Here is a 23867-nt window from a genome sequence, read left to right on the forward strand (position 1 = left end):
GTGCGCGTGACGGCTCCAAATCCCGACATCGTTTCTGCCCAGTTTCCGGCTCCCGAACCCGTCCCGGTGCCAGAAACAGATGTTGCAGAACCCGCCCGCGCACGTCCGCTCGATTCTTATCCTCCAGACGAAATTCATCGGCGATCTTGTCCTCGCCTCCGCGCTCGCCAGAAACCTGCGCCTCGAATATCCAAAGGCCAGGATCGTGTTCCTTTGCGAGGCGAGCTTTGCCAGTTTCCTGACGGCTCATGGCATCGCCTCGGACGTGGTGGCGTTCCGGCGCGCCCGGATGCGTGGCACCCCACTGGAGCGTGGCCGCGAGCTTTACGCGATGGTGCGCGCTCTGCGCCGGTTCCGGTTTGACCTGACCATCGACCTAGCCGATTCCAAAACCTCACGCATCATCGTCAGGCTCGTCAACGCCAAGACCCGCGTCGGATATGATCCTCCCGAAAAACCGTTGCGCTGGATGGAACGCCAGCCCGCCAACGTCCTGGCCAAGCCGTTTGGCTTTGGTGGCCGGCATTATCTCTACCGCTATCTATCGCCGCTTGAGGCGCTTGGCGTAGAGTTGCGCGCGCCGGTCCCAAAGATTGAGCCGCTGCCGCTGGAGACCGCCAAGGCATTGGCGCTTCTCGACCGGCATCATCTGCGGCGCAACGCCTTCATAGCCGTTCATGCGGGAGCGAGCTTCCGGGGCCGGCAATGGCAACCGGAACGTTTTGCGCTGGCGATCGACGAGCTCTCGCGACAGACCGGGTTGGACTTCCTGCTTGTCGGCGGCCCCGGTGAACAGGCATCTGCCGAGCGCATCGTCGCCAAGGCCGTTTCGCCGGTCGTCAATTTGGTCGGGGCGCTGTCGCTGGCAACGCTGCTGGCGGTCCTCGGCCAGGCACGCCTGTTTCTGGGGAACGAGAGTGGCCCGATGCACATGGCGGCCGCCGCCGGAACGCCGGTTGTCGGCCTCTTCGGCCTGACCGACCCCGCCGTCTGGGGTCCTGTCGGCGTGGCCAGTGTTACGCCGCGGCCCTCCATGCCTTGCGAGTGCATAGCCAGGGACCTGTGCCGCCGTCCCGATCCGAGCAAGGCTTGCTGCGTCTGGCGACTAGAGGTTAAAGCGGTTGTCGACGCGGTGCGCGCGATCCTTTCACGTACGGTTAAGGACGTCGAGCACGCATTGTGACCTCGTGCTTGCCAAAGGTCAGGCCGGTGGTCAAATTGCCGCTGCCGACGCTTTTGCAGGGGCATCGTCCCGATTTCCGCCTTGATGCCGGTCTTGGGGTCGCCGCTTCAACTTTGATCCGGCGACCTGGAAATAGTCAATGCGCCTGTTCCAAAAGCATTTTTGCGCCATTGCGATATCGCTGTGGGCTGCTTCTCCCAGCAACGCCCAGTTGCTCATCGAACCGACGCTGCACATCAAGGCCGAGGCGGGCGGCGGCCGCGTCGCGCTGACGCTCGATGCCTGCGGCGGGCGGACCGATACAAGGATTCTCTCGGCGCTGGTGGAAAACAAGATTCCCGCTACCATTTTCGTCACCGGCATCTGGCTGAAACACAACGCCGCCGCCGTCGAGATCATGCGGGCGCATCCCGAACTGTTTGAATTGGAAAACCATGGCGGCCGCCACGTCCCGGCCGTCGACACGCCGCAAAAGATCTACGGCATTCGCAGTGCCGGTAGCCCGCAGGCCGTGCTGGCCGAAGTCGAATCGGGTGCTGCCGCTCTTGCCGCGACCGGCGAACCGGCGCCGAAATGGTTTCGCGGCGCAACCGCCGAATACAGCCCGTCGGCAATCGCGATGATACGCAAGCTTGGTTTCAAGATCGCCGGATTCTCGATCAACGGCGACGGCGGCTCATTGCTCGGTCCAAAAGAGACCGCCCGGCGCATTGCCGCGGCAAAGGACGGCGACGTCATCATCGCTCACATCAACCAGCCGACCCATGCGGCCGGCGAAGGCGTGGTCCAGGGACTTCTGGCGCTGAAGGCGAAGGGCCTCACCTTCGTGCGGCTCGACGACGCTGACGGCATCGGCGATGAAGGCACCACCGACTGATCAGCCGGGCGTGGCCTCGATCGTCACCTTGTTTGGATAGAACGCGCCGTAATCGCGGATAGCGGCCATCTCGTCGAACGGCCGTTCATAGGCCCACATCGCGTCCTTGCCGGCATCGCCGGCGGGCAGCACGCTCCAATAGCTGGCATCGCCCTTGTAGGGGCAATGGGTCGAGTGTTCGGTCTTGCCAAGCTGGTTGAAGTCGATGTCGTCGAACGGAATGTAGAAAACCGGAGGGTAGGGCGATTCGGTCAGCACTTTGACCTTGCTGGACGAGGCGATGACGGTATCGCCGGCGCGCACCGTCACGGTGCCCTTATAAGGCTTGACGGTAATGACCTTGTCCGGATTGCGTTGAAAGCCGGGTGCCGGGTTTGCGATCTGGTCCATGTCGGATCTCCTTGCCTCAACCCAAGATGTGTCTGGCAAGAGCCTCGCGCAAGAGCTGCCTGCCACCTGGCGGGGTCGCCCGCAGTTGGCAAGTCTTGCGCTCGCCTCCGGTAGCCCGCCTGGAAATCAGGCCGCGGCCTGGAATGCGTCCATCAGCCCGGCATAGGCGGCGGCAATGCCGGCCACCGGATTGGTGCTTTTCGAGGTGGTCTCGACCTTCAGCGCACCACCGCTGGTCGGCAAGGTGAGCAGCAGGAATTGACGATTGCCGCCATCGCCGACGCAGGCGGCAGCGACGTGCTGGGCTTCGCCCTGGTTCTCGACGCACATCTTGAACAAGAGCGTGCCGCCGACCGCCTCGAGGGCGCCACCGACGACCTCGACGAATTCATCTTCGGAAACGGTTTTGGCGTCGGGCACCAGATCGGCCTGCGCGACATCTGCTGCAACCAGATCGGCCAGACTTTCAGCAAGCGTATTTTCGAGGGCTTCGTCGTCGAGCTGCGCGTCCATGCGACACCTCTTTCATTAGCCAATCGCGCTCCGCCCGTTAATCAACGTTAACGCCGAGGATGGCCGGATTGTGGCGAATTCGGCCTCATTTCGCCCTATGCACCGCTCCAGCCCGGTCACCGCTGGACAATCCGCCGGTTCGTCCCACAATGGCGCAAAAAAATAACGGGAGGAACAAGATGCTCGGGTTGATGCAGGAATGGCCGCTGCTTTGCCATAAGCTGATCGACAACGCCGAGAGGCAGCACGGCAGACGCGAGATCGTGTCGCGCTCGATCGAGGGGCCGATCGTGCGCAGCACATATGCCGAAATCCATCATCGTGCCCTGAAGGTCGCCGAGCGGCTCGAGCGTGATGGTTTCGGGCTTGGCGACCGCATCGCGACCCTGGCCTGGAACACCGCGCGCCACATCGAGGCCTGGTACGGCATCATGGGTGTCGGCGCGATCTATCACACGCTCAACCCGCGGCTCTTTCCCGAGCAGATCACCTGGATCATGAACAATGCGGAGGACAAGGCGATCTTCGTCGACCTGACCTTCCTGCCGCTGCTCGAAAAGATCGCCGGTGCGGTCAAGTCGCTGAAGCAGGTTATTGTGCTGACCGACACGGCGCATATGCCGGAGACTGCGCTGCCCAATGTGGTTGCCTATGAAGAATGGCTTGCTGAAGCCGACGGCAACTTCGCCTGGAAGACATTCGATGAAAACACGGCCGCCGGCATGTGCTACACCTCGGGTACGACGGGCGACCCGAAAGGCGTCCTCTACAGCCATCGTTCGAACGTGCTGCACGCCATGATCGAGGCGATGCCCGACGCCATGGGCCTGTCGTCGCGCGATACCATACTGCCGGTCGTGCCGATGTTTCACGCCAATGCCTGGGGCCTTGCCCAGAGCGCGCCGATGATTGGCGCCAAGCTGGTCATGCCCGGCTGCAAGATGGATGGCGCTTCGCTCTACGAGCTGCTCGACACCGAGCAGGTGACCTTCAGCGCCGCTGTGCCGACGGTGTGGATGATGCTCCTCCAGCATCTGGAAGAGACCGGCAAGAAACTGCCCTATCTGCAGAAAGTGGTCATAGGCGGCGCGTCTTGTCCACGCGCGATCACGACGAAGTTCCAGGACAATTACGATGTCCAGGTCGTCCACGCCTGGGGCATGACCGAGATGTCGCCGCTCGGCACGCTGTGCACCCTGAAGCCGGACTACGCCGGGCTGAAGGGCGAGGCCCGCCTCGGCGTCCAGCAGAAGCAGGGCTTTACACCGTTCGGCATCGAAATGAAGGTGACGGACGACGCCGGCAACGAACTGCCATGGGACGGCAAGACCTTCGGCCGGCTCAAGGTCCGCGGGCCGGCCGTCGCGCGCGCCTACTATGGCGGCATCGGATCCGAACAGTTCGATCAAGACGGCTGGTTCGATACCGGGGACGTCGCGCACATCGATCCCTGCGGCTATATGCAGATCACCGACCGCGCCAAGGACGTGATCAAGTCGGGCGGCGAATGGATCTCGACCATCGAGCTCGAGAACGTCGCGGTCGGCCATCCCGATGTGGCAGAGGCCGCCGCCATCGGCATTCCGCATTCCAAATGGGGCGAGCGGCCTTTGCTCGTGGTCGTCCGCAAGCCGGGCAGGGAGCCGACCAAGACGGACATCCTCGCCTTCATGGACGGCAAGGTGGCGAAGTGGTGGATGCCGGACGACGTCGCCTTTGTCGGCGAAATCCCACACACCGCTGCCGGCAAGATCCAGAAGATTACCTTGCGCCGGCAGTTCCGGGATTATCACCTGCCGACGGATTGACCGGAGATGCGGCGTCTTTGCGCCTTCAAGCCGCCGCCGAAAGGCACTATGCCTTTGTTCGGGTTGGGGCAGCGCGGAAAACAATGACGGGAATTCCCGAGCGACAAACGTCGAGGGCTGCCGGTTGGTCGCGGCGCGCCGGCGCGTTTTCGGCAGTCCTGCTGCTGACCGCTCTTATCGGCCATCGCTATGACCTCGTCGAGACCCCAGCTTTCCTGTGGGTGCTTGGCACCGTCGCGTTGCTGGCAGCACTTGCGCTTCTGTTCGCCGGATTTGCCTTCGCGCGATTGTGGAATTTCGGCGATCGCGGCGGCCAGGACCTGACCGCCGGCGCCTTGCTGGCGCTTCTGGTGCTCGTCCCATACGCTGTCGCGGCCTATTGGGCGGCGACCTATCCGCCGCTGCGCGACATCTCGACGGATCTGGACGACCCGCCGGCGCTCGATATTTCTACCCGGACAAAGGGCATGAACGAGCTTTTGCCGCCGACGCCCGGCGAGCAGCGCCTGCAAATCGAAGCTTATCCGCTTGTTAGCGGACGCAGCTACACCTTGCCTTTCGATCGCGTTCTGGAGGCGGTCAAAACCGTGCTCGATCGGCGTGGCTGGCAGCTCACGGCGCCATTTCCCGATGCAGCAGGGCAAAGCGACGTGACGGTCGATGCGCTGGCCAAGAGCTCGCTGCTTGGCCTTCCAGCGGATGTCGCCATCCGCGTGACCGACGACGGCGACATGGTCATCGTCGATATGCGCTCGGCCTCGCGTTACGGCCGCCACGATCTTGGCGATAATGCAGCGCGCATCACCGATTTTCTTGCCGAACTGGACCAGGAAGTCGCCGGCCAGGTGGGCGTGGCGCCGGCGGAATGATGTCGGGAGGGTGCTACTTTGCCGGCGAATAGATGCCGTCGATAGCCGGCGCGCCGTCGGTGTGGACCAGGCCGCGCGCCACCAGGTCTTCCAGATGGGCAAGCACCGACAGGGCGGCCGCGCCATGCAGGCGCGGGTCGGTGTCTCGATAGATCACCTCCACCATGTCCTTGATTGCCCGGTCGCCGCTGTTGATCCGCTCCAGAATTGCCCGTTCGCGCATTTTGCGATGCGTTTTCAATCCGCGCATGAAGTTGCGCGGCTCGGTCACCGGCCCGCCATGGCCGGGCAGCAGCAGCCGGTCGTCGCGTTCGATCAGCCGGTCGAGCGATGTCATGTAGTCCGCCATCGCGCCGTCCGGCGGCGCGACGATCGTGGTTGCCCACGCCATGACGTGGTCGGCCGAGAAAAGGATGCCGGTTCCCTCCAGCGCGAAGGCTGCATGATTGGCGGTATGGCCGGGCGTCAGCACCGTTCGGATCGCCCAGCCGTCGCCGTCGATCACCATATCGTCCGGCAGCGCGATATCAGGAGCAAAGTCGGTGTCGGCGCTGGCATCGAGCGGACTGACCTCGCCGGTACGCAACGGCCGCGCCGGACGATGTCGGCCTTCCGCCAGAACCGTCGCACCGGTATGCTGCTTCAGCCGCGCCGCCAGCGGCGAATGATCGCGATGGGTGTGGCTGACGAAGATATGGCTGACCGGCCTGGTCCCGATCGCTTCGAGCAGTGTTCTAAGATGTGCCTCGTCATCCGGTCCGGGATCGATCACCGCCAGCGTCTCGCGTCCGACGATATAGCTGTTGGTTCCGTGAAAGGTGAACGGGCTTGGGTTCCTGGCGGTGACGCGTTGAATATCAGGCGCAACGGCTACGCCCTGGCCGTATGCCGGATCGAAGCGTGTGTCGAATTTCAGCGCCATGCGAAAGTCGGGACCTTTTTGGGGAGGGCAAAACCGATTGCCGCATAGCACGGAAGCAAATATAGGAAAACGCAAGGCCGCGTGCGGCGGCAATCCGGAACGGGGAAGACCATGGCAATTGTAACGACGATGCGTCCGCTCATTTCTCTCGCTTTGCCCGAAAAGGGCGCGGCCCGCCTGGCGGGACAGCTTTTACTGGCGATTGCCGGAACGCTGCTGCTGATCTTATCGGCCAAGACCAAGGTCATGCTCGGTCCGGTCGATATCTCGATGCAGACGCTCGCCGTCTTCCTGATCGCTGCCTCCTTCGGCATGCGCCTTGGCGTCGCCACGCTGCTTCTCTACATGGCCGAGGGCGCATTGGGCCTTCCGGTCTTCCAGAGCACGCCCGAAAAGGGCATCGGCATTGCTTACATGCTCGGTTCGACCGGCGGTTATCTAGCCGGCTTCGTCGTCATGGCGGCGATCGTCGGCTGGGCTGCCGACCGTGGCTGGGATCGCCATCCTATCAAGCTCTTCAATGCCATGCTGGTGGCCGAGATCGTCATGATGGCAATGGGCTTTGCCTGGCTGGCGCTGTTGATCGGCCCGGAAAAATCCTGGCAGTTCGGGGTAGTGCCCTTTATCGTCGGTGATCTGATCAAGGTTGCGCTGGCCGCGAGCCTGGTGCCAGCTGTCTGGTCGCTGTTGAAGCGTTCGTGAAGCCGGGTCGAGCGGAACTTAAGTCAAAAACTGGCCTGCACCTTGCATCGCTGTCGCCATGTTATTGCCTGAACCCCCATGACTCGATGGGTAACCCGTTCTGCGCGATAACCTGCCGAATGGTTTTCGCCATAGTTGGTGTGGCCGTGCAGGATCTTTCTCGCTGGCGGCAGGCTTGTGCGCGGCGCCATCCGTCACATTAGCTTCAAGTCGACGGACTAAGTACCAGAACCAACGGGCGATTCGTCACGACCAGCGTAACCAAGCACCTACGTATGGAAATAAATTGCTCGACATAGCATCTTAGCCAGCTGAAAAAGAAAGCGGCCCGGTGATTATTTAGGCAGAGCTAAATTTCTGGACAATGTGTAGGAAATTCTTAACCCAACCGCCTTGACTCTAGTGGCTTGGTTGCTTGCTGGTATCCACACACTGTCGTAACCGTTGACCTGAGATCATGCCGCCGACTGCCGAAGGGAGACACGTGAGTAGCGCGGAAAAAACAACGAGCAAGGCAACAACCCCGTCGCCTGAGCCGACCGCCGCGCCGGCAACTCGCTGGTATGCGGCCAGCGTCTTTCCCGGGAAGGAGCACGTTGCCGAGCGGCATCTCCGGATCCAGGGATTCCAGCCCTTTGTGCCTCGCTGCGAGAAAACGGTGCGTCATGCCAGGCGGCTCGAAACACGAGTTGCGGCTTATTTCCCCGGTTATATGTTCATCGCCCTTGACGTCGCGTTTCAACGTTGGCGCTCGATTAATGGAACGTTCGGTGTGCGCTCCCTCGTCATGCAAGGGGACCGGCCTTTGCCTGTCCCCTCCGGTCTGGTAGAGCGCTTCATTGCGTTGACCGGCAGGCATGGCTTGCTCGATTTCAGCGGCGGCCTCGCAGCCGGCGCTTCGGTTCGGATCCTTTCCGGCCCTTTCGCGGAAATGATCGGTCGCCTTGACCGGCTCGATCCAGCCGGAAGGGCTCGGGTTCTGGTTGCCATCATGAATGGGGAGATACCTGTCGATCTGGATACCAGGGATCTCGTAGCAATCGCATAAAATCGCAGCATCAAGGTGCGGCGAGGCGATGCAAATTGTTGTAGGATCGGCTCTCGGGTTTTCACCCGGGAGTGCGGTAGCCGTTCTTCGGTGGGACTAGGCGCTGTCTGGCGAGATCGTCTCGTCGGCGCTGATTGAGGGTACGCGGTATGCGAATAACAATGATTGGTGCCGGCTATGTAGGGCTCGTCTCGGGCGCCTGCTTCGCCGACTTTGGCCATCAGGTCTGCTGCGTCGATCGTGATGCGGAAAAGCTTGCCATGCTCAAACTCGGCAAGATACCGATCTATGAGCCAGGGCTCGACGACCTGGTCACCACGAACACCGCGCAAGGTCGCTTGCGTTTCGACGACAATCTGGCCGATGCCGTTTCTCAATCGGATGTCGTCTTCATTGCCGTGGGCACGCCATCACGGCGTGGCGATGGCCATGCCGACCTGTCCTTCGTCTATGACGCGGCCGCCGAAGTTGGTCGCGCACTCAAGGGATTTACGGTCGTGGTGACGAAATCGACCGTCCCCGTCGGTACCGGCGATGAGGTGGAACGAATCATTCGCGAGCAAAATCCCACCGCTGATTTTGCGGTGGTCTCCAATCCGGAATTTCTTCGCGAAGGATCGGCGATCGAGGATTTCAAGCGGCCCGACCGCATCATTGTCGGGACCGATGCCGAACGGGCCAAAGCGGTGATGGGCGAAATCTACCGGCCGCTCTCGCTGAATGTCGCGCCGATATTCTACACGAGCCGGCGTACGGCTGAGCTTACCAAATATGCCGGTAACGCGTTTCTGGCCATGAAGATCACCTTCATCAACGAAATTGCCGATCTCTGCGAGCGGTTGGGGGCCGATGTGCAGGACGTCGCGCGCGGCATCGGCATGGACAACCGCATCGGCGCAAAGTTTCTTCACGCCGGGCCGGGCTATGGCGGTTCCTGTTTCCCGAAAGATACGCTGGCGCTGGTCAAAACCGCGCAGGACGCGGCAAGCCCCGTGCGACTTATTGAAACGACGGTCTCGATAAACGACCAGCGCAAACGGGCGATGGCGCGCAAGGTGGTCGAAGCCTGCGGCGGCTCGGTTCGTGGCAAGACCATCGGTATCCTCGGCCTTACGTTCAAGCCGAACACCGACGATATGCGCGATGCCCCGTCATTGGCCATCATTCAGGCGCTCAAGGATGCGGGCGCTTCGGTCAAAGCGTATGATCCCGTCGGCATGGAGCAGGCGCGCAAGATGATCGAGGGCATTGCGTTCGGGGATAGCGCCTACGCGGTAGCCGACGGCTCGCATGCGATCGTCATCGTCACCGAGTGGAATGCGTTTCGGTCGTTGGATCTGAAGCGGCTCCGTGCACTCATGGCGACGCCGGTGATGGTTGATCTGCGAAACGTCTACCGCGGCGAGGACGTCGTTAGGGAAGGCATAGCCTATTCGAGCGTCGGCCGAGAGCGGCATCCTGTCCAGTGAATGAACGTCCAGGTTTTCATGGGGCCGATTCGCGGGATTCAAATTGATCGCCACCACCATCCATTTACCCAACAAACGGCATCTGCTGCTCCGGATGCGCTTTCAGCTGCTTGGCGGATTGACGTTCGCGATTCTGCTGCCGGCGCTGATCCGCCTGTCGGTCGATCAAGAGGTGATCCGGTCACCGAACCTGCAGGTTACGATCTTTGCGGCGTTTATCGCTCACACGACAGGTTATCTCTTTTATAAGCGCATCGGCAATTTCCCGGGTGTTGCAGCGGCTGGCTACATACTGCCAACCTTCGCCCTGACCTACGGCCTGGTGTTCGCGACCATCTTCTTTTTTCGGTTCGACTACAGCCGGTTCCAGGCAGCGGCTAGCTTCATTCAATCGACATTGTGGTACTTTGGTTTGAGCTTGGCTACCCGGCGGCTCGATGCACACCGACTGGCGATAATTCCCGGCGGAGACGTCAACCGGCTGGAGAGCATACCGGGCGTTAACTGGCACAGGATTCATTCGCCTGAGACGATCGTCGAGTACGCGACCGGCGTGGTGGCCGATCTTCGAGCCGACCTTTCAGATGAGTGGGAGCGGTATATTGCCGACCGCGCGCTCTCGGGAACGCCAGTCTATCACGTCAAACAAATCAGCGAGTCGCTCACAGGTCGAGTGGAGATCGAGCATCTTTCTGAAAACACTCTGGGCTCCTTGAACCCAAACCAGGCTTACCTGAAAATAAAGCAGGCGATAGACTGGGCTTCTGCATTATTTGTGCTTGTTGTTTTCTCGCCATTGCTGTTGTTTGTGGCAATTGCGGTTAAGATCGATTCGCCTGGGCCGGCGCTATTTAGACAGAAGCGAATGGGCTATAGAGGGCGTTCCTACGAGGTCTACAAGTTTCGAACGATGAAACTCAGCGACATAGCTGTCGACGAGAAGGAAGCGGCTATCACGAAGGCCGGCGACGCACGCATCACCCGCTTGGGACAGTTCTTAAGAAAATCCAGGATCGACGAGTTGCCGCAGGCCTTCAACATCCTGCGCGGCGAGATGAGCTGGATCGGTCCGCGGCCGGAAGCGCTCGTACTGTCGAAATGGTACGAGGCGGAGCTTCCATTCTATCGATATCGGCACATCGTGCGGCCTGGCATTACCGGATGGGCGCAAGTCAACCAGGGCCACGTCGCGGCCGTCGACGATGTCCTGGAAAAACTTCATTACGACTTCTACTACATCAAGAATTTCTCCCCTTGGCTCGACGTGCTGATTGTATTTCGCACCATCCGAACCATGCTGACGGGATTTGGCGCGCGTTGACAAAGCGGCAAAGATCGCTAGTCGACGCAGCCAAGTCGCCACTCAGAGCTTCGTGGGATGACGATAACCACCAGCTTTTTGAAATGGGTATTTGCGATGACTAAAGTTGCGCTGATCAGCGTTGAAAATACCGTCGTATCGACCTCGGAGAAAGTACAATGACTAGGAAGGCCGCGCTCATTACCGGCATCACCGGCCAGGATGGCGCCTATCTGGCGGAACTTCTCTTGGCAAAGGGCTATGATGTCCACGGCATCAAGCGGCGGTCCTCGTCGTTCAATACGGGCCGTATCGATAGTCTCTACCAGGATCCGCATGAAAAGAACGTAAGGCTGTCGCTGCACTATGGTGACATGACCGATGCCACCAACCTCATCCGTATCGTCCAGGAGGTGCAGCCCGACGAGATTTACAATCTTGCCGCACAATCGCATGTCCAGGTGAGCTTCGAGACTGCAGAATATACGGCGAATGCCGACGCGATCGGCACATTGCGTCTCCTCGAAGCCATCCGGCTGCTTGGCTTGACAAAAAAGACGCGTTTTTATCAGGCGTCGACTTCCGAGCTCTACGGCAAGGTGCAGGAGATCCCGCAACGCGAGACGACGCCTTTCTATCCCCGGTCGCCATATGCGGCTGCGAAAATCTATGCCTACTGGATCACGGTGAATTACCGCGAAGCCTATGATATCCATGCTTCCAACGGCATCCTGTTCAATCACGAGAGTCCGATGCGCGGCGAGACGTTCGTCACCCGCAAGATCACCCGCGCAGCCGCTGCAATCAGCCTCGGCCTTCAGGACAAGCTCTACCTCGGTAATTTATCCGCTGAACGGGATTGGGGCCATGCCCGCGATTACGTCGAAGGGATGTGGCGAATCCTTCAGCATGACGTGCCAGACGACTACGTCCTTGCAACCGGCGTAAAGAATTCGGTCCGCCGCTTTGTCGAGCTTGCATTTGCCGAGGTCGGGGTCGCAATCGAGTGGGTTGGTTCCGGTATCGCCGAAAAAGGCGTAGATGCAAAATCAGGCGCCGTTCTAGTCGAGGTGGATCCGCGCTATTTCAGGCCGACCGAAGTAGAGCTTTTGATTGGCGACGCCTCGAAAGCGGAGCGCGTTCTCGGATGGAAGGCGACGACGTCGCTCGCCACGATGGTCCAGGAAATGGTCCAGTCCGACCTCGAAACGGTAAGGCGGGAATCCGAACATCGGCGCCTCGACGAGGATCGCATTCGCGTCGCGGCACAGTAAGCGCGAGCGAACCGGCATGAGAATTTCCGTATGGCGATCATTTGAAGGGGCAAAGGGCGGGCTCGACAACCGGCGTGCTTGTGGACGTCGATCCGCTTCTCATTCGGCCGACCGAGGTGGAGGTTACGCTTGGCGATCCATCGAAAGTTGTTTGAGCGCCCCTTGGCTGGAATGCGACTACTTCTCAAGCACGTGGCCCCAATCTTCGGGCAATGACGCTGGAGACGCAATGTCCGTGGGGCGGCGAAGAGCACGGCCAGGTCGTCGGGCTTGATGGTCGAGCGAAGCGCATGAAGATTTCCGTCCTCACTGTGTGCCGTAACTCAGCCGATACGATTCGGCACACGCTGGACAGCTTTTTTGCCCAGGAATTCAAGGACAAGGAATTAATCGTCGTCGATGGAGCCTCGACAGACGAGACGCTTTCCATAATCCGATCCTATCCGCAGGACCGGATGGTCGTTGTCAGTGAGTCCGACAGTGGAATGTACGAGGCCCTCAATAAGGCGCTTCGTTTCTACAAGGGGGATGCAGTAGGCGTGTTGAATTCGGATGATGCGTTCCACGATACCTCTGCTCTGGCCCGAATCTCAAACGCGCTGTCAAACACGGACATCGTTCAGGGGCATCTCAATTTCGTAACAGACCACTCGAGCAAGCGGGTCGTACGCAAGTGGACGGCTTCTCCAAGGCCGGCGAGCGGCTTTCGGAGCGGCTGGATGCCCGCTCATCCGACGTTTTATGTTCGAAGAAAGGTGGCGGAAGCTGTGGGCGAGTTCAACACTCAGTACAAGGTGGCGTCCGACTATGATTGGATGTTAAGGAGCATCGAGTTGCATCCTTTCATCCTCTCTACCGTCGACGGAACCCTAGTTGACATGATGATAGGCGGAGAGAGTACGAGGAATCTTATGTCGACTGTTCGTCATAACTTAGAGGCGCTTCATTCGCGTCGAACATGGCTGGGGAGTCACTTGGTTGATTTTGCTCTTGTTGCTAAGCCGCTGCGAAAACTTAACCAGTTCATCTGGCGATAACACTTCCGACAGAAAGACAAGATCGCGGTGAAAAGGTATTTTTATAGCGGAGGAGCTGTCTTAGCTGAGAGTGTCGCCACAAACTTATTCGGCATGGTTGTACTTGCATTCGTCGCGAGAAGTCTCGGGCCGAGCGACTACGGTTTGTACGCATACGTCTTTTCTCTGGCATCAATTTTTAGCCTCCTTGGACAGTTGGGACTGGATGGAATTCTGGTAAGAGAACTCGTATCAAGCACGCGACCCTCATACGTCATTCTGGGCACCACTGTTGCGTTGCGACTTCTCGGCTATACGCTTGGCGCCCTTTTGATGTTGGCTACCGTCCCCGTGTTGGCGACGAAAGGGCAGAAAGAAGTACTCCTCTATGTTTCGGCTTGTATCTCGATAGTGTTGCTTTCGCCTACAGGAATATTTACAAGCTGGTTCAGGGCTAAAATAGAGTCTGGAAAGGCAATGATCGCCAATGTTTTGTCGGTAGTCGTTTCAGGATCTGTAAAGATACTTTTAGTTTACTGTGGATATGGTGTCGTTTCGGTCGGATTCACTCAGGCATTTGGAGCTGCTATCGGTGTGCTGCTTCTCTTTGTTTTGTTTGACAAAAGCAGCGGCCCGTCGTTGAAAACGTGGCGCGTCGACATTTCCTACGCTCGCTCTCTACTCTCCCAAAGTTGGACCATCTTCTTCGGAAGCGCCTTGGCATTGATCTATTTGAACATTGATCTGACAATGCTTCGGTTCATGACCGACCCTAAAGTGTCGGGTGAATACGCAGCGTCTGTGAAACTAATACAGGCATTCTACATTATTCCCGCAGCGTTCAGCGTCACGATATTCCCATACCTGGCGGCAAACTCCGGCAACAAAGTAGAATTCTTTCGTGCAATGCGACTGGGCTACTCTGCAATGGCAGTGATGTCGTACTTGTGCGCTTTATCTTTGTGGGTATTTGGTGATCTTATGGTTCGGGTTCTATTCGGGGCAGAATACCTCAATTCCGTAGATTCTCTGCTAGCGCTTTCTTTGACGTTACCTTTTTCGTTTGCTAGGTATCTCACAACCAGATGGATAGTCATCGAAGGCAAGGGCACGTACCTTATCTTGAGTGAAGGGGCAGGCGCTGTTCTAAACGTGATGCTGAATTTGGCGCTGATCCCAAAGTACGGAGGAGTTGGTTCTGCTTTTGCGACGCTGGCAGCCTTTTTTGTGTCTTCATATCTATCTTTGGCCTTCTCCAAAAGCAGCCGAGAACTATTTAAGATAGTCACCCTCGCTTTCTCGAATCCGTTCTCGATCCTCTATAGCGAGCTCAGAAAGCCACCGTTCATAAGGAGAACGACGTAGTGTCATTTGTAGGCAATTATCTTCCTTCGAGAGTCCTTGCTAAGCTCGACTCGTATAGAAATTCAGGCCTGGATTGCCGTGCGAGTGTGGAACTGGCCAAATTAGGACTGAAGTTCCTCCCTTGGACAGTCTCGGCAATGCGGCCGTCTGCTGTATTCTCGCTAGTTAACGAAATTATTATTAATAAACGTAAGACGGTCCTTGAATTTGGGAGTGGAATCTCCACGCTGTATCTTTCGAAGGCTGCGGAAATGATTGGCGGCACAGTGATCTCAATAGAAGACAATCCGGTGTGGGCCTCTCTGGTTTCTGACATGTTGAAGGCGGAGGGCCTTTCTAGCGTCGGGCAGGTTTTGGTCGCGACGCTTCAGGAATGTAGCTATTCATTGGACAGTTCGGTTTGGTACGACACAGATATTGTTTCCCGTGCTGTCGCCGGGTCGAAGATTGATCTGGTAGTGGTGGACGGCCCCCGCGCTCACACCCGCGATTTGGCGCATGCCAGATATCCAGCTTTGCCTGTTGTCTATCCCCACTTGTCACCACGATGCGCAGTGGTGCTCGACGATATCAGCCGCAGCGGGGAGCGGCATATCATTAAGAGATGGGAGGCGGACAGCGAATTGAAGTTCGACCAGCTTGCTGCCCGGGGTGGTTACGCTATTGCGCGGCGGGGTGACTACTTTATGTCATCGATTTAAGCGACATGGGCGCCAATTCATTGAAAGTACTCCACATTCTGGGCGGCGCGCTCGGTTCTGGCGCTGGTAGAGGCGCCCTGACCCTCCATTTGGCGCTGCGGGCGCGGGGAGTGGATTCCCGAATTCTCGGTAGGGTGGAGCGACGCACAGATCCAGACTACCACGCTGTCCGCTTAGGTGGAATAGCAAGGCTGGTAACGGGTGTTAAGACTAGGCTATACTGGCGGCGCTTACAACGCAACATGGTTAGTAGAGGTGCATCCTACTTCCCTATTGCTGTAGGACTTGATCCCCACAAACACCCCCTTTATTCATGGGCGGATATAATACACATCCAGTGGGCTCATGCCTCCACGATGAGTCCGGAGTTCTGGGATGTGCTAGCGAAAGAGAGTCGGCCTGTTGTATTCACACTGAGAGATATGTGGCTATTCACCGGAGGATGCCATTTCTCGAACGGTTGTGGTGGTTATCTAAATGGTTGCCAATCTTGCCCAATCCTAAAACCAAAGGCGCACTCAATAGCGTCAGACGATCTGGGTGTAAAAAGCAGTTCATATTCTAATAGGATGGCTTTCATCGCTATTAGTGAAGATGTAGCGAAAAAGGCGCAGTTCAGCACAGCATTGGCTAAATACAAGATAAGTGTGATCGCGAATTCAATTCCGGTTAGTAAGCTAGTTGTGCTTGACAAACAAAAATCGCGGGCCACCCTTGGGCTGGATAAATCGAGATTCGTCATCGGAATAGGTGCTATCGATTTGTCGGATCCCCGAAAGGGTGGCGATATAATACCCAGACTTCTGAAGGAATTCCCGGAAGGGTCTGGCGTTCAGTGGGCTATATTTGGTGGAAACTTTCTGCACAAAGGCGATAACGCGAGGTACTTCGGCATGATCAAGGATTATGGCCAACTTAATTTGATATATTCTGCTGCTGATTTGTTCGTGATGCCCTCTTTGCACGAAACATTTGGCAAGACGACGGCGGAAGCTATGGCGTCTGGTACTCCGGTTGTTGCATTCGCGAACACGCCAGCTCAAGAAATCATTGAGGAATGTGTAACTGGCTGGACCGTTCCTCACAACGACGTCGAAGCTCTTATCGCCAAGATTCGGAATGCTATGGCCATGGCCCGTGGGGAACTCAAAGAAATGGGTATTCGGGGGCGGGAGGTCGTCGCGAAACGATACTCACCGGATGTCGCGGCCCTCAAGCATATCGAATTATACCGTGACCTGCTGCCTGCGGCCAACGCGTAATTGTGTCGGCGGCGATTTCGCGTCCCCTTTTTGTCTCCTGGTGGTCTGATGAACAGAAACAACGGTTCCGTACTGGTCGTTCACGTGGGTCGCCGAGATAATTATGAGGTGATCCAGGCCTTTTACGACGCCGGTTGGGAAGTCAGCCTTCTAACGGATTTCTACTACAAGCCGAAATCATTCATCGGTTTGGCGTCGCGCATGTTGATGCGGGATACTGTGTACAAGAGATGCCGCAGCGGATTGGTCATCAACATATACACTACGATTCCGTTACTGATTGCGGACTATGTCGAAAGAATCATACCCAGAAACAAACATGTTAACCGGTTTAGAAGTTATTTGTTGGGTGAAAAAGCGCGCGTTCTGCTTCGAACGTCAAAATTCAAACTGGCCATTTTTTACTATAATTCCGGAATAACTCGCGCTGCAAATGATATTGGTATCGAGTGTAAACTAGCGCTTTTCCAAATGCATCCGCACCCAGCAGCTCTGCGCAGAATTTACAGCGACTACGCTGCTGTGAGACCAGAAATTGCGGTTGAGATGTTCTCCGAGGAGGAGGAAATGACAAATAGCACGTCATATCTGTCGAGACTGTCTCATGAGGTGAGCGTTTCCGATACGATAATATGCAGTTCGTCATTCGTTTTGCAGACCTTGATCGGGGCTGGCGTGCAGCGAAGCAGGATCAAGGTGATCCCTTATGGAGCGCCTGGACGTTTTCGTTCTTTGTCCTCGGATCCGTCGGTGCGAGGTGTCACTAGTGACTATGCAATCGACCTTGCATTCGTTGGCCAGTTTGTCGTGAGAAAGGGTATCTACGAGCTTCTCAAGCTAGTAGAAAGACGGCCCGACATTCGACTCACTATTTACACTCGTGAGATGCAGAGAGCTCGGGAGAAGACAATCCGATGGATTTCGAGAGTTCCCGAGAACGTGATTTTCAGGACCATCCTTGACGATTCGGCACTGTGGTCATCGGCAAGCGCCGCAGATTTCCTAATTTTGCCGAGCTTGGCCGAAGGCTTTGGACACGTGCTGCTCGAGTCCATGAGCGCCGGATTGCCAATTATCGCAAGTTGCAACACCGGAGCGCCAGACGTATGCGTGGACGGCAAATCCGGGTACCTCATGGGGGGATTCATGGAGGAAGATATTGAGGAAGCGGTTGATAGAGCCATACGTGAGCGAAGCCGATGGTCTGCGATGCGAGTTGATGCGCTGGCTGAAGCAAGAAAACACACGTGGGCTGCGTTTCGCAGCGGTATCGCGGATCTCTTTTCAAATGGAGGCTGACAAGTGAGGTATTGGTCGATAGCGCGGCGCCTATAGTGACACTTCCAAAGCTGTTATATTGTTAGGAGCATAGCTGATGCTTGGAATAACAATATTTCTGGCGGTCGCGTGGATGACGTACGCATTCTGCCGTTACGGCGCTGCGTCGTTTCCGTTCCTATATACGGCATCGTGTCTATTTTACCTAGTATTGCTGCCCTTGATCGTCGGTGAAGTGGACCTAATAACGGGAACATATGCGCGGCCGACTGGCGTTTACTATAGTTCTGTGATCGTGTTCTGTATGTTCTACATGTTTGGATTCAGAATTACTGCACCCTTAGCGTTCACGCGGCTGCCAATCCAGCATCCGCCACCTCGCCTCAGAGAGTTGGCGGGCAGGATCGTTATCTGGGCGTTATACGTCGTCTCTGGCGCATTGATTTCTTACTCGATTTTGTCGAGAAATATATTCAAGGCGGACGGATCCTTTTTATTCACCATTGTCGGCTTTGATATACTGCTAGTGTGTTATCTTGTGGGAAGAAAGGATAGAGGCGCGTCTGCAAATATCGCTCTTTTTCTAGTCCAAACCCTGTTATTTTTGTATGCGGGGTTTCGATATAGATTGGCAATTCTGTTCTTAGCGGAGTTGATGAACCTGCAGGGGAGAGGATTTCGGCCATTTCGCGCAGCTGTGGCTGTGGGGGTCGCCTCAGTACTAGGTCTGGGCCTTGGTGCGCTGGGCCAGGTAAGGAGCTATGGCAGTTTTTCCGTTTTAGATCTCGGCAACCTTGGATTTGCCCCGCTTGAGTTTCTAAAGCGAAGTGGAGAGCAGACGGTGGCCTTCGCGACGATCAATGTAGTGGAAGGGGTCGATCGGCTCCAGCTCGTGGGATTGGAGCCAGTCTTGGTATTGGTCACCCAATTCATTCCCGCTGCCATATATCCCGACAAACCACGTACTACGTATCTTGGTTCCTACCTGATCGTCACAGAGGGACTGCAGGGTACTGGGGCAGCATTCCACGACCTTGGTCAAGCCGTGCTTATGTATGGGCTCTATGGCCTTCCATTTTCAGCTGCTCTCTTGGGTGGGATCGCTGGGGTGTTTTTTCAGAACACGTTGAAACGAAGCCCCAATGCATATTATTCCTGTGCCGCTGTTGTGTTGTATGCCGTGTTGATTCCCACGCGCGGGTACTTGGCTCAGCAGATAACTTGGGCGTTGACGTTTTTAGTGCCACTCCTTGCGTTGGATTTGAGCCGACAGGTCTTTGGGCACGGGATCAGTCGCTCTGAGCGCAGAACCGATCGATACTGGTACGGCAGACGGTGAGGGGTGGCGGAAGGTGTCTGCGATGGCTAATTCACTTAGTGAGAAACCAGACGTGGCGTCATTCGCTCCGCGGGCGGCCACCCAACTTCTACGGTGAATGGATGCGCATTCGGACAATGACACTAGACTACGATGCTCCGCTCTTCGTCGGGGCAGAGACCGGCCTAATTACCGGTCAGGCCAAGGCGTTTAGAGAGGCCTGCGCGGCTGTACCCAAAGCCCACATCGTTGATTCGTCATTCGAGCGCAAGATTAACCTCATTTCCTTCCCAATCCGTTTGTTCATCGGGTTCATGAAAACGAAAGGCGCTGTGTATTTTACTAGCAGTCGCAGCCGGCAGGGGTTCTTGACCAGAGACCTCCCTGTAATTCTGCTTGCCAAAGTGTTCAGACGTCGAATTATAAACCATCTACACGGAAACGATTTCGAAACATTCCGAGCCGAGGCCGGCCGGCTGTTACGCGGCATAATAGACATGATGTACTCTCAGATAGACACGTCCGTTGCTCCTGACAGAAAACTTTTAACCCAATATCGGATGTTTGAACGAATGAAGTTGGTGGAACTGCCGAACTTCTTTGACAACGATATTGCTACCACCAAAATGGTGAAAGGTCGCAAGGGTTTCTTCAGCATACTATACCTATCTAACCTGATTTTCTCTAAAGGCTTTACAGTCGCCGTAGATGCGACGGAGATACTGGTATCCGAAGGATTGCCTGTCAGACTTACGATCTGCGGGAGCCCCATTGCGGACGCGAACATGACGGTCGGCCAGATCGAGGCATATCTGCGGAATGTGAGTGCGAGAGATTATATCACCTTTCTGGGGCCGGTTCACGGCGCGAGGAAGGCAGCCATTCTTTCGAAAGCCGACGTGTTTGTTCTACCGACAACCTATCCAACCGAAGCTGCACCGATAAGCATCATCGAGGCGCTTGCCGCAGGATGCTTTGTAGTGTCATCAGACCACGGAGTGATTTCACGAATGGTCGAAGGATTCCATGCAGATCTTGTGCCACCCACGCCCCGTGATGTGGCTAACTCTATCTCTCGGTTCCACTTTTCGGACTCCCGCGCTAATGTACCTATTTCAAATAGGAGAAGGGCTATGGCGATTTACTCGTCCGAGAGATACCGCACCGGAATAAGGAATTTGTTTGATGGCACATAGATTAGCTATTTCCATCGTTATACCGAACTACAACTATTCTAATTTTTTGGAAGATCTCCTGAGTAGCATTAACGGAAGTACTCACAGGTCGTCTATACAGATAATCATTGTAGATGGTGGATCAACGGATAATTCAAAAAGTGTTGCTGACGCCTATCTAAAACCACAGGACAAGCTGGTTTGTGAGCCTGATGACGGCCAAGCAGACGCGATCGCAAAAGGATTAACAATGGCCGATGGCCGCTGGTTTATGTTCCAAAATAGTGACGATATGTTCAACATTAACGCCTTGGATGATTTTGTAGAGAGCCATAGCACTGGCGTTGAAGAAGTAGTGGCATACGATCAGGAGACGTTGTTGGATAATGGATCTAATCTTAGGCACTTTTCCTCGTTCCGGCATTTGTACCCTGTCCGGTGGAGGCAAATGTTTGTAAATATATATTACACAAATCAGTCCACAATATATAGCACGAAGCTCGCCCAGAAGATTGGCTTTGATAAATCATTCCGCTTCGCATTAGATTACGATTTTGCAGTCAGGTTCTTCAAAGCTGTGAATCCTAGAGTAAAATTGGTTCGGGCAGTGTTAGGAATCCAAAGGCTTCATGAAAATACCAAGACGTCAACCATGCAGGATGTGTGTCAGATAGAGACAAAGTTTGTTAAGGATCGGGAGTTTACCCTGAGCGATCGCGTAATTGGAGTGGCTCAAGCTGCATTTTATCATGCGTTAAAGGTATTTTTTTATAGGTTCGCGGCAAAGCGCGACGCTATTCCACCTGAATGGGGCGCTACTCGGCCTGAGCAGCCGGCGTCTAACATCCGGGAGAGCGGCAAACGCTGTGGTAGATGATATGAAAATTCTGAATCTACTTAAAAAGAGCTTTTTAGTCGTTTCTCGAAGGGCTATTTCGTTGCTCGAGTATATCGACGTAGATCTCTATATGTCGGCCTTCGCGTGGTACTTGAAGCGAATTGGGATCGACTTAATTGGGAAACCTAGGTACATTAGTGGATCGGCATACTTCGATGGAGCGGATTACCGGAAAATACATCTTGGCGATAACATCACGATTTCCCGCGAGGTAATGTTTCTGACTCACGACTACTCAATTACAACCGCTCTGGCTAGTACCGGGACGATTATTCCAAGAGGAAGCGGTGAAATGTACATATTGGACGATATAGTTGTTGGAAAGAACTGTTTCATAGGCGCGAGAGCGTCGATTTTGCCCGGGACCAGAATAGGAGACAACGTTGTCGTCGGAGCCGGAAGCCTGGTTAGGGGCACTATAGCGGATGGCTGTATCGTAGCCGGCAACCCAGCCAAAGCAATTGCGTTTACCCGGGAATGGGTTGAGAAAAAAATTAGGTTGGGAAAATATCTTGTTCAATAATCGAGAGAGGGGGGGTATTGGTAGTCATCTGAGGTTTCTCGGGCTAGAGGGCTCGCAATCACATGCTTGGCCAAGCTCCGGCTGAGGCGCCCTGCAGTGTGCCAACTCGCGCCAAGGTGGCACCGGTTACCTTTTAGGAGATCCCATGTTGAGTGACGCAAGATGCTGGGCCATTTTCCAGTGACAAGAAGTGATACGAGCGTCTATGAGTCGGGTCGATATTGGTCTGTTGTCACTGATTTCCATGATGATCATGGGCAACCTAAAGCTGAGCGGGTCCATGATCTTCTCCACGGCCTCCCGATAAATTCGATCCTCGACATTGGATGTGGGAGCGGTCGCGCCCTGGTGGCTCTCTGCGATATGACCGGTGCGAAAGGCTACGGTATTGATCTCTCGCCGGAACCTATAGCATTTGCTAACCAACATTATGGGAATGAGCGGGTCCGCTATGCTGTTGCTGATCCGAGGTCACTCTCTGGAATTAGTTACGATCTCGTCATGCTTCTTGACGTATTCGAGCACGTCGACGATTATATAGGGTTCCTAAGGTCTGTGCGTCCTCTCGGTCGATATTTCGCCTTCAGCATTCCACTCGACATGAATGTTACGTCCATCCTTTTTGGTGGCTATATGCGCGCGCGGAAGCTGGTCGGGCATCTTCACTACTTCACTAAGGATTCAGCCCTCGCCACCGTAGAGTATGCTGGGTTCAAAGTAATAGGATATCGGTATGCAGACCCTGGGATCCGTTACGGAAGCGCCGGTGAATTATTTGCAAGTTGTCTTCGGGTAACTGCGCGCAGAATCTCGCATAACATGGAAACCAAGCTATTTGGCGGAAATGGGATCTTTGTTCTCGCGGAAGTTGCTGATTAGACACAAACTTGCGCTGGACGCAAAGGAGTTGGCCCTGAGCCGTTGAAGCCGTTGCCGTTCAAGAACGGGCGTGCCCGATGCTTGACGCACTCGAGACTAAGGCTGACTCCAGTGAATGTAGGCGGTTTTCCTTTCGTCAGGGGTAAAATTGGCGGCTAGGCAAATTGCGCGATATCGGCAGCGCCCTTGTGTGGAGAAGGTTGCTCTTCATCCCGGAGTTGTGGTTATTCGGCGGCAGAGGATTGCTACGGTGCGAACTGTTACGGGAATGTTAGGTGGTGCCCTCAAAATCGTTCTCGCGCGGACTTTGCCCGCAGAGATAGATCGTGCAACATGGCTATTCACCCGCCATCGGCCGAGTCCAAAATGCTGCCCGTGTTGCGGGACGACTGCCAAGTTCAGAATATTTGGACTGCCGCCGCGGCTAGACGCGGAATGCCCCAAGTGCCACTCCCTGGAGCGTCACCGCTTGCAGCGCCTTTACCTTGACGACAACCCGAGCTTGATCGAAGGAAAAGACGTTCTGCACTTTGCGCCAGAATCATTTGCGCGTCTATATATAAGCGAACGCGCATTGTCATACACTGGCGGCGACCTAAATCCAGCGCCTGGAGACGTATCCGTCAACATAGAGGCGATGGACTTTGCTGACCATTCGTTCGACCTCGTCATCTGCAATCACGTGTTGGAGCATGTCGACGATAGAAAGGCTTTGGCCGAATTGCGCCGTGTCTTGCGGCCGTCCGGCACGCTGCTCTTGATGTTCCCGGTCATCGAGGGATGGGCTACAACATACGAAAATCCTGCCATTCTGACGCCCCAAGCTAGGCTTGCTCACTTCGGGCAGGAAGACCATGTTCGCTATTTTGGCTCGGACGTTCGAGACCGGATAAGAAAAGCGGGATTTAACCTCTCCGAATTTACTGCCGAGGAACCTCTTGTGCACAAGTTCGGCCTACTTAGAGGCGAGAAGCTCTTTGTTTGTGCGGGCGTTCCCTAATCCACGCTTATATGGACACCTCGAACTACCGGCATTTCCAGAGTGGGTGGTGCGACAATGAGGTTGCGAACAGCCTGACGCGCGGCGGGGGCTGGAT

Annotated in this window: 23 protein-coding genes; 20 read left to right on the forward strand and 3 right to left on the reverse strand. The window is 55.9% G+C overall.

The genetic code is table 11. The annotated features are described in order from the left end of the window. Nucleotides 1–79: 79 nt before the first annotated feature. Together NKH42_RS06185 and NKH42_RS06190 are read left to right on the forward strand one after the other, a co-directional pair. Nucleotides 80–1183 (forward strand): glycosyltransferase family 9 protein, encoded by a 1104-nt coding sequence (locus NKH42_RS06185; protein ID WP_352750856.1) that lies wholly within the window; start codon nt 80–82, stop codon nt 1181–1183. 139 nt (nt 1184–1322) lie between these two features. Beyond that, on the forward strand, nt 1323–2060 hold the full coding sequence (locus NKH42_RS06190; RefSeq protein WP_352750854.1) for a polysaccharide deacetylase family protein: 738 nt from the start codon (nt 1323–1325) through the stop codon (nt 2058–2060). Here the strand turns inward: NKH42_RS06190 and NKH42_RS06195 are convergent, their stop codons facing one another. Both NKH42_RS06195 and NKH42_RS06200 read right to left on the reverse strand, forming a co-directional pair. Continuing rightward, nucleotides 2061–2450, reverse strand: coding sequence for a DUF427 domain-containing protein (locus NKH42_RS06195; RefSeq protein ID WP_352750851.1), 390 nt, complete (start codon nt 2448–2450; stop codon nt 2061–2063). It lies immediately after the preceding gene. Between the two features lie 126 nt (nt 2451–2576). Continuing rightward, nucleotides 2577–2963, reverse strand: coding sequence for a hypothetical protein (locus NKH42_RS06200; RefSeq protein WP_352750848.1), 387 nt, complete (start codon nt 2961–2963; stop codon nt 2577–2579). Between the two features lie 179 nt (nt 2964–3142). Here NKH42_RS06200 and NKH42_RS06205 point away from each other — a divergent pair, with 179 nt between their 5' ends. Then, the gene (locus tag NKH42_RS06205; protein ID WP_352750845.1) at nt 3143–4771 is read left to right on the forward strand and encodes a fatty-acid--CoA ligase; all 1629 of its coding nucleotides are present in this window, start codon (nt 3143–3145) and stop codon (nt 4769–4771) included. 83 nt (nt 4772–4854) lie between these two features. After that, a complete protein-coding gene (locus NKH42_RS06210; protein WP_352750842.1) occupies nt 4855–5640 on the forward strand; it encodes a DUF1499 domain-containing protein in 786 nt (261 codons plus the stop codon). A gap of 13 nt (nt 5641–5653) precedes the next feature. On the opposite strand, the gene NKH42_RS06215 is transcribed toward NKH42_RS06210, so the two are convergent. Continuing rightward, nucleotides 5654–6562: an MBL fold metallo-hydrolase gene (locus NKH42_RS06215; RefSeq protein WP_352750839.1), complete on the reverse strand. Its 909-nt coding sequence runs from the start codon at nt 6560–6562 to the stop codon at nt 5654–5656. A gap of 111 nt (nt 6563–6673) precedes the next feature. On the opposite strand from NKH42_RS06215, the gene NKH42_RS06220 reads away from it, so the two are divergent. From NKH42_RS06220 to NKH42_RS06295, 16 genes are all read left to right on the forward strand, one after another. Continuing rightward, nucleotides 6674–7264 carry a biotin transporter BioY gene (locus NKH42_RS06220; protein ID WP_352750837.1) on the forward strand — a complete coding sequence of 197 codons (591 nt, stop codon included), beginning with the start codon at nt 6674–6676 and terminating at the stop codon, nt 7262–7264. A 484-nt stretch (nt 7265–7748) separates the two neighbouring features. After that, complete coding sequence (gene nusG, locus NKH42_RS06225) at nt 7749–8312, forward strand: transcription termination/antitermination protein NusG (RefSeq protein ID WP_352750834.1); 564 nt, start codon at nt 7749–7751, stop codon at nt 8310–8312. Nucleotides 8313–8461: 149 nt separating this feature from the next. Continuing rightward, complete coding sequence (locus tag NKH42_RS06230; RefSeq protein WP_352750831.1) at nt 8462–9781, forward strand: UDP-glucose dehydrogenase family protein; 1320 nt, start codon at nt 8462–8464, stop codon at nt 9779–9781. 43 nt (nt 9782–9824) lie between these two features. Beyond that, nucleotides 9825–11102, forward strand: a complete 1278-nt coding sequence (locus NKH42_RS06235; protein ID WP_352750829.1) for a sugar transferase — start codon at nt 9825–9827, stop codon at nt 11100–11102. Between the two features lie 158 nt (nt 11103–11260). Next, the gene (gene gmd, locus NKH42_RS06240; protein ID WP_352750826.1) at nt 11261–12355 is read left to right on the forward strand and encodes a GDP-mannose 4,6-dehydratase; all 1095 of its coding nucleotides are present in this window, start codon (nt 11261–11263) and stop codon (nt 12353–12355) included. Between the two features lie 212 nt (nt 12356–12567). Then, the gene (locus tag NKH42_RS06245) at nt 12568–13392 is read left to right on the forward strand and encodes a glycosyltransferase family 2 protein (protein WP_352973990.1); all 825 of its coding nucleotides are present in this window, start codon (nt 12568–12570) and stop codon (nt 13390–13392) included. A gap of 27 nt (nt 13393–13419) precedes the next feature. Next, nucleotides 13420–14736, forward strand: a complete 1317-nt coding sequence (locus NKH42_RS06250; RefSeq protein ID WP_352750821.1) for a flippase — start codon at nt 13420–13422, stop codon at nt 14734–14736. A gap of 86 nt (nt 14737–14822) precedes the next feature. Then, nucleotides 14823–15437, forward strand: a complete 615-nt coding sequence (locus tag NKH42_RS06255; RefSeq protein WP_352973992.1) for a class I SAM-dependent methyltransferase — start codon at nt 14823–14825, stop codon at nt 15435–15437. A gap of 569 nt (nt 15438–16006) precedes the next feature. Continuing rightward, nucleotides 16007–16699, forward strand: coding sequence for a glycosyltransferase (locus tag NKH42_RS06260; RefSeq protein WP_352750818.1), 693 nt, complete (start codon nt 16007–16009; stop codon nt 16697–16699). Between the two features lie 48 nt (nt 16700–16747). Further along, nucleotides 16748–17998 carry a glycosyltransferase family 4 protein gene (locus tag NKH42_RS06265; protein WP_352750815.1) on the forward strand — a complete coding sequence of 417 codons (1251 nt, stop codon included), beginning with the start codon at nt 16748–16750 and terminating at the stop codon, nt 17996–17998. Nucleotides 17999–18074: 76 nt separating this feature from the next. Further along, the gene (locus NKH42_RS06270) at nt 18075–19316 is read left to right on the forward strand and encodes a hypothetical protein (RefSeq protein WP_352750813.1); all 1242 of its coding nucleotides are present in this window, start codon (nt 18075–18077) and stop codon (nt 19314–19316) included. A 116-nt stretch (nt 19317–19432) separates the two neighbouring features. Then, nucleotides 19433–20491, forward strand: coding sequence for a glycosyltransferase family 4 protein (locus NKH42_RS06275; protein ID WP_352750810.1), 1059 nt, complete (start codon nt 19433–19435; stop codon nt 20489–20491). Continuing rightward, the gene (locus tag NKH42_RS06280; protein WP_352750807.1) at nt 20481–21347 is read left to right on the forward strand and encodes a glycosyltransferase; all 867 of its coding nucleotides are present in this window, start codon (nt 20481–20483) and stop codon (nt 21345–21347) included. Before NKH42_RS06275 ends, NKH42_RS06280 begins: the two co-directional genes overlap by 11 nt. 1 nt (nt 21348) lies before the next feature. Next, entirely contained in the window at nt 21349–21891 is a 543-nt protein-coding gene (locus NKH42_RS06285) for an acyltransferase (protein WP_352750804.1), read from the forward strand. Between the two features lie 162 nt (nt 21892–22053). After that, nucleotides 22054–22770 (forward strand): class I SAM-dependent methyltransferase, encoded by a 717-nt coding sequence (locus tag NKH42_RS06290; RefSeq protein WP_352750801.1) that lies wholly within the window; start codon nt 22054–22056, stop codon nt 22768–22770. 469 nt (nt 22771–23239) lie between these two features. Further along, nucleotides 23240–23770 carry a class I SAM-dependent methyltransferase gene (locus NKH42_RS06295; RefSeq protein WP_352750798.1) on the forward strand — a complete coding sequence of 177 codons (531 nt, stop codon included), beginning with the start codon at nt 23240–23242 and terminating at the stop codon, nt 23768–23770. Nucleotides 23771–23867 lie beyond the last annotated feature (97 nt).

The organism is Mesorhizobium sp. M1142 (assembly GCF_040318565.1).
Lineage (GTDB): Bacteria > Pseudomonadota > Alphaproteobacteria > Rhizobiales > Rhizobiaceae > Mesorhizobium.

Bases quoted from the DNA above. Each gene is read 5' to 3' on its own strand.
- NKH42_RS06185 (WP_352750856.1), top strand. From the start codon at position 80: ATGTTGCAGAACCCGCCCGCGCACGTCCGCTCGATTCTTATCCTCCAG.
- NKH42_RS06190 (WP_352750854.1), top strand. From the start codon at position 1,323: ATGCGCCTGTTCCAAAAGCATTTTTGCGCCATTGCGATATCGCTGTGG.
- NKH42_RS06195 (WP_352750851.1), bottom strand. From the start codon at position 2,450: ATGGACCAGATCGCAAACCCGGCACCCGGCTTTCAACGCAATCCGGAC.
- NKH42_RS06200 (WP_352750848.1), bottom strand. From the start codon at position 2,963: ATGGACGCGCAGCTCGACGACGAAGCCCTCGAAAATACGCTTGCTGAA.
- NKH42_RS06205 (WP_352750845.1), top strand. From the start codon at position 3,143: ATGCTCGGGTTGATGCAGGAATGGCCGCTGCTTTGCCATAAGCTGATC.
- NKH42_RS06210 (WP_352750842.1), top strand. From the start codon at position 4,855: ATGACGGGAATTCCCGAGCGACAAACGTCGAGGGCTGCCGGTTGGTCG.
- NKH42_RS06215 (WP_352750839.1), bottom strand. From the start codon at position 6,562: ATGGCGCTGAAATTCGACACACGCTTCGATCCGGCATACGGCCAGGGC.
- NKH42_RS06220 (WP_352750837.1), top strand. From the start codon at position 6,674: ATGGCAATTGTAACGACGATGCGTCCGCTCATTTCTCTCGCTTTGCCC.
- NKH42_RS06230 (WP_352750831.1), top strand. From the start codon at position 8,462: ATGCGAATAACAATGATTGGTGCCGGCTATGTAGGGCTCGTCTCGGGC.
- gmd (WP_352750826.1), top strand. From the start codon at position 11,261: ATGACTAGGAAGGCCGCGCTCATTACCGGCATCACCGGCCAGGATGGC.
- NKH42_RS06245 (WP_352973990.1), top strand. From the start codon at position 12,568: ATGACGCTGGAGACGCAATGTCCGTGGGGCGGCGAAGAGCACGGCCAG.
- NKH42_RS06260 (WP_352750818.1), top strand. From the start codon at position 16,007: ATGGCTTTCATCGCTATTAGTGAAGATGTAGCGAAAAAGGCGCAGTTC.
- NKH42_RS06265 (WP_352750815.1), top strand. From the start codon at position 16,748: ATGAACAGAAACAACGGTTCCGTACTGGTCGTTCACGTGGGTCGCCGA.
- NKH42_RS06270 (WP_352750813.1), top strand. From the start codon at position 18,075: ATGCTTGGAATAACAATATTTCTGGCGGTCGCGTGGATGACGTACGCA.
- NKH42_RS06275 (WP_352750810.1), top strand. From the start codon at position 19,433: ATGACACTAGACTACGATGCTCCGCTCTTCGTCGGGGCAGAGACCGGC.
- NKH42_RS06280 (WP_352750807.1), top strand. From the start codon at position 20,481: ATGGCACATAGATTAGCTATTTCCATCGTTATACCGAACTACAACTAT.
- NKH42_RS06285 (WP_352750804.1), top strand. From the start codon at position 21,349: ATGAAAATTCTGAATCTACTTAAAAAGAGCTTTTTAGTCGTTTCTCGA.
- NKH42_RS06290 (WP_352750801.1), top strand. From the start codon at position 22,054: ATGCTGGGCCATTTTCCAGTGACAAGAAGTGATACGAGCGTCTATGAG.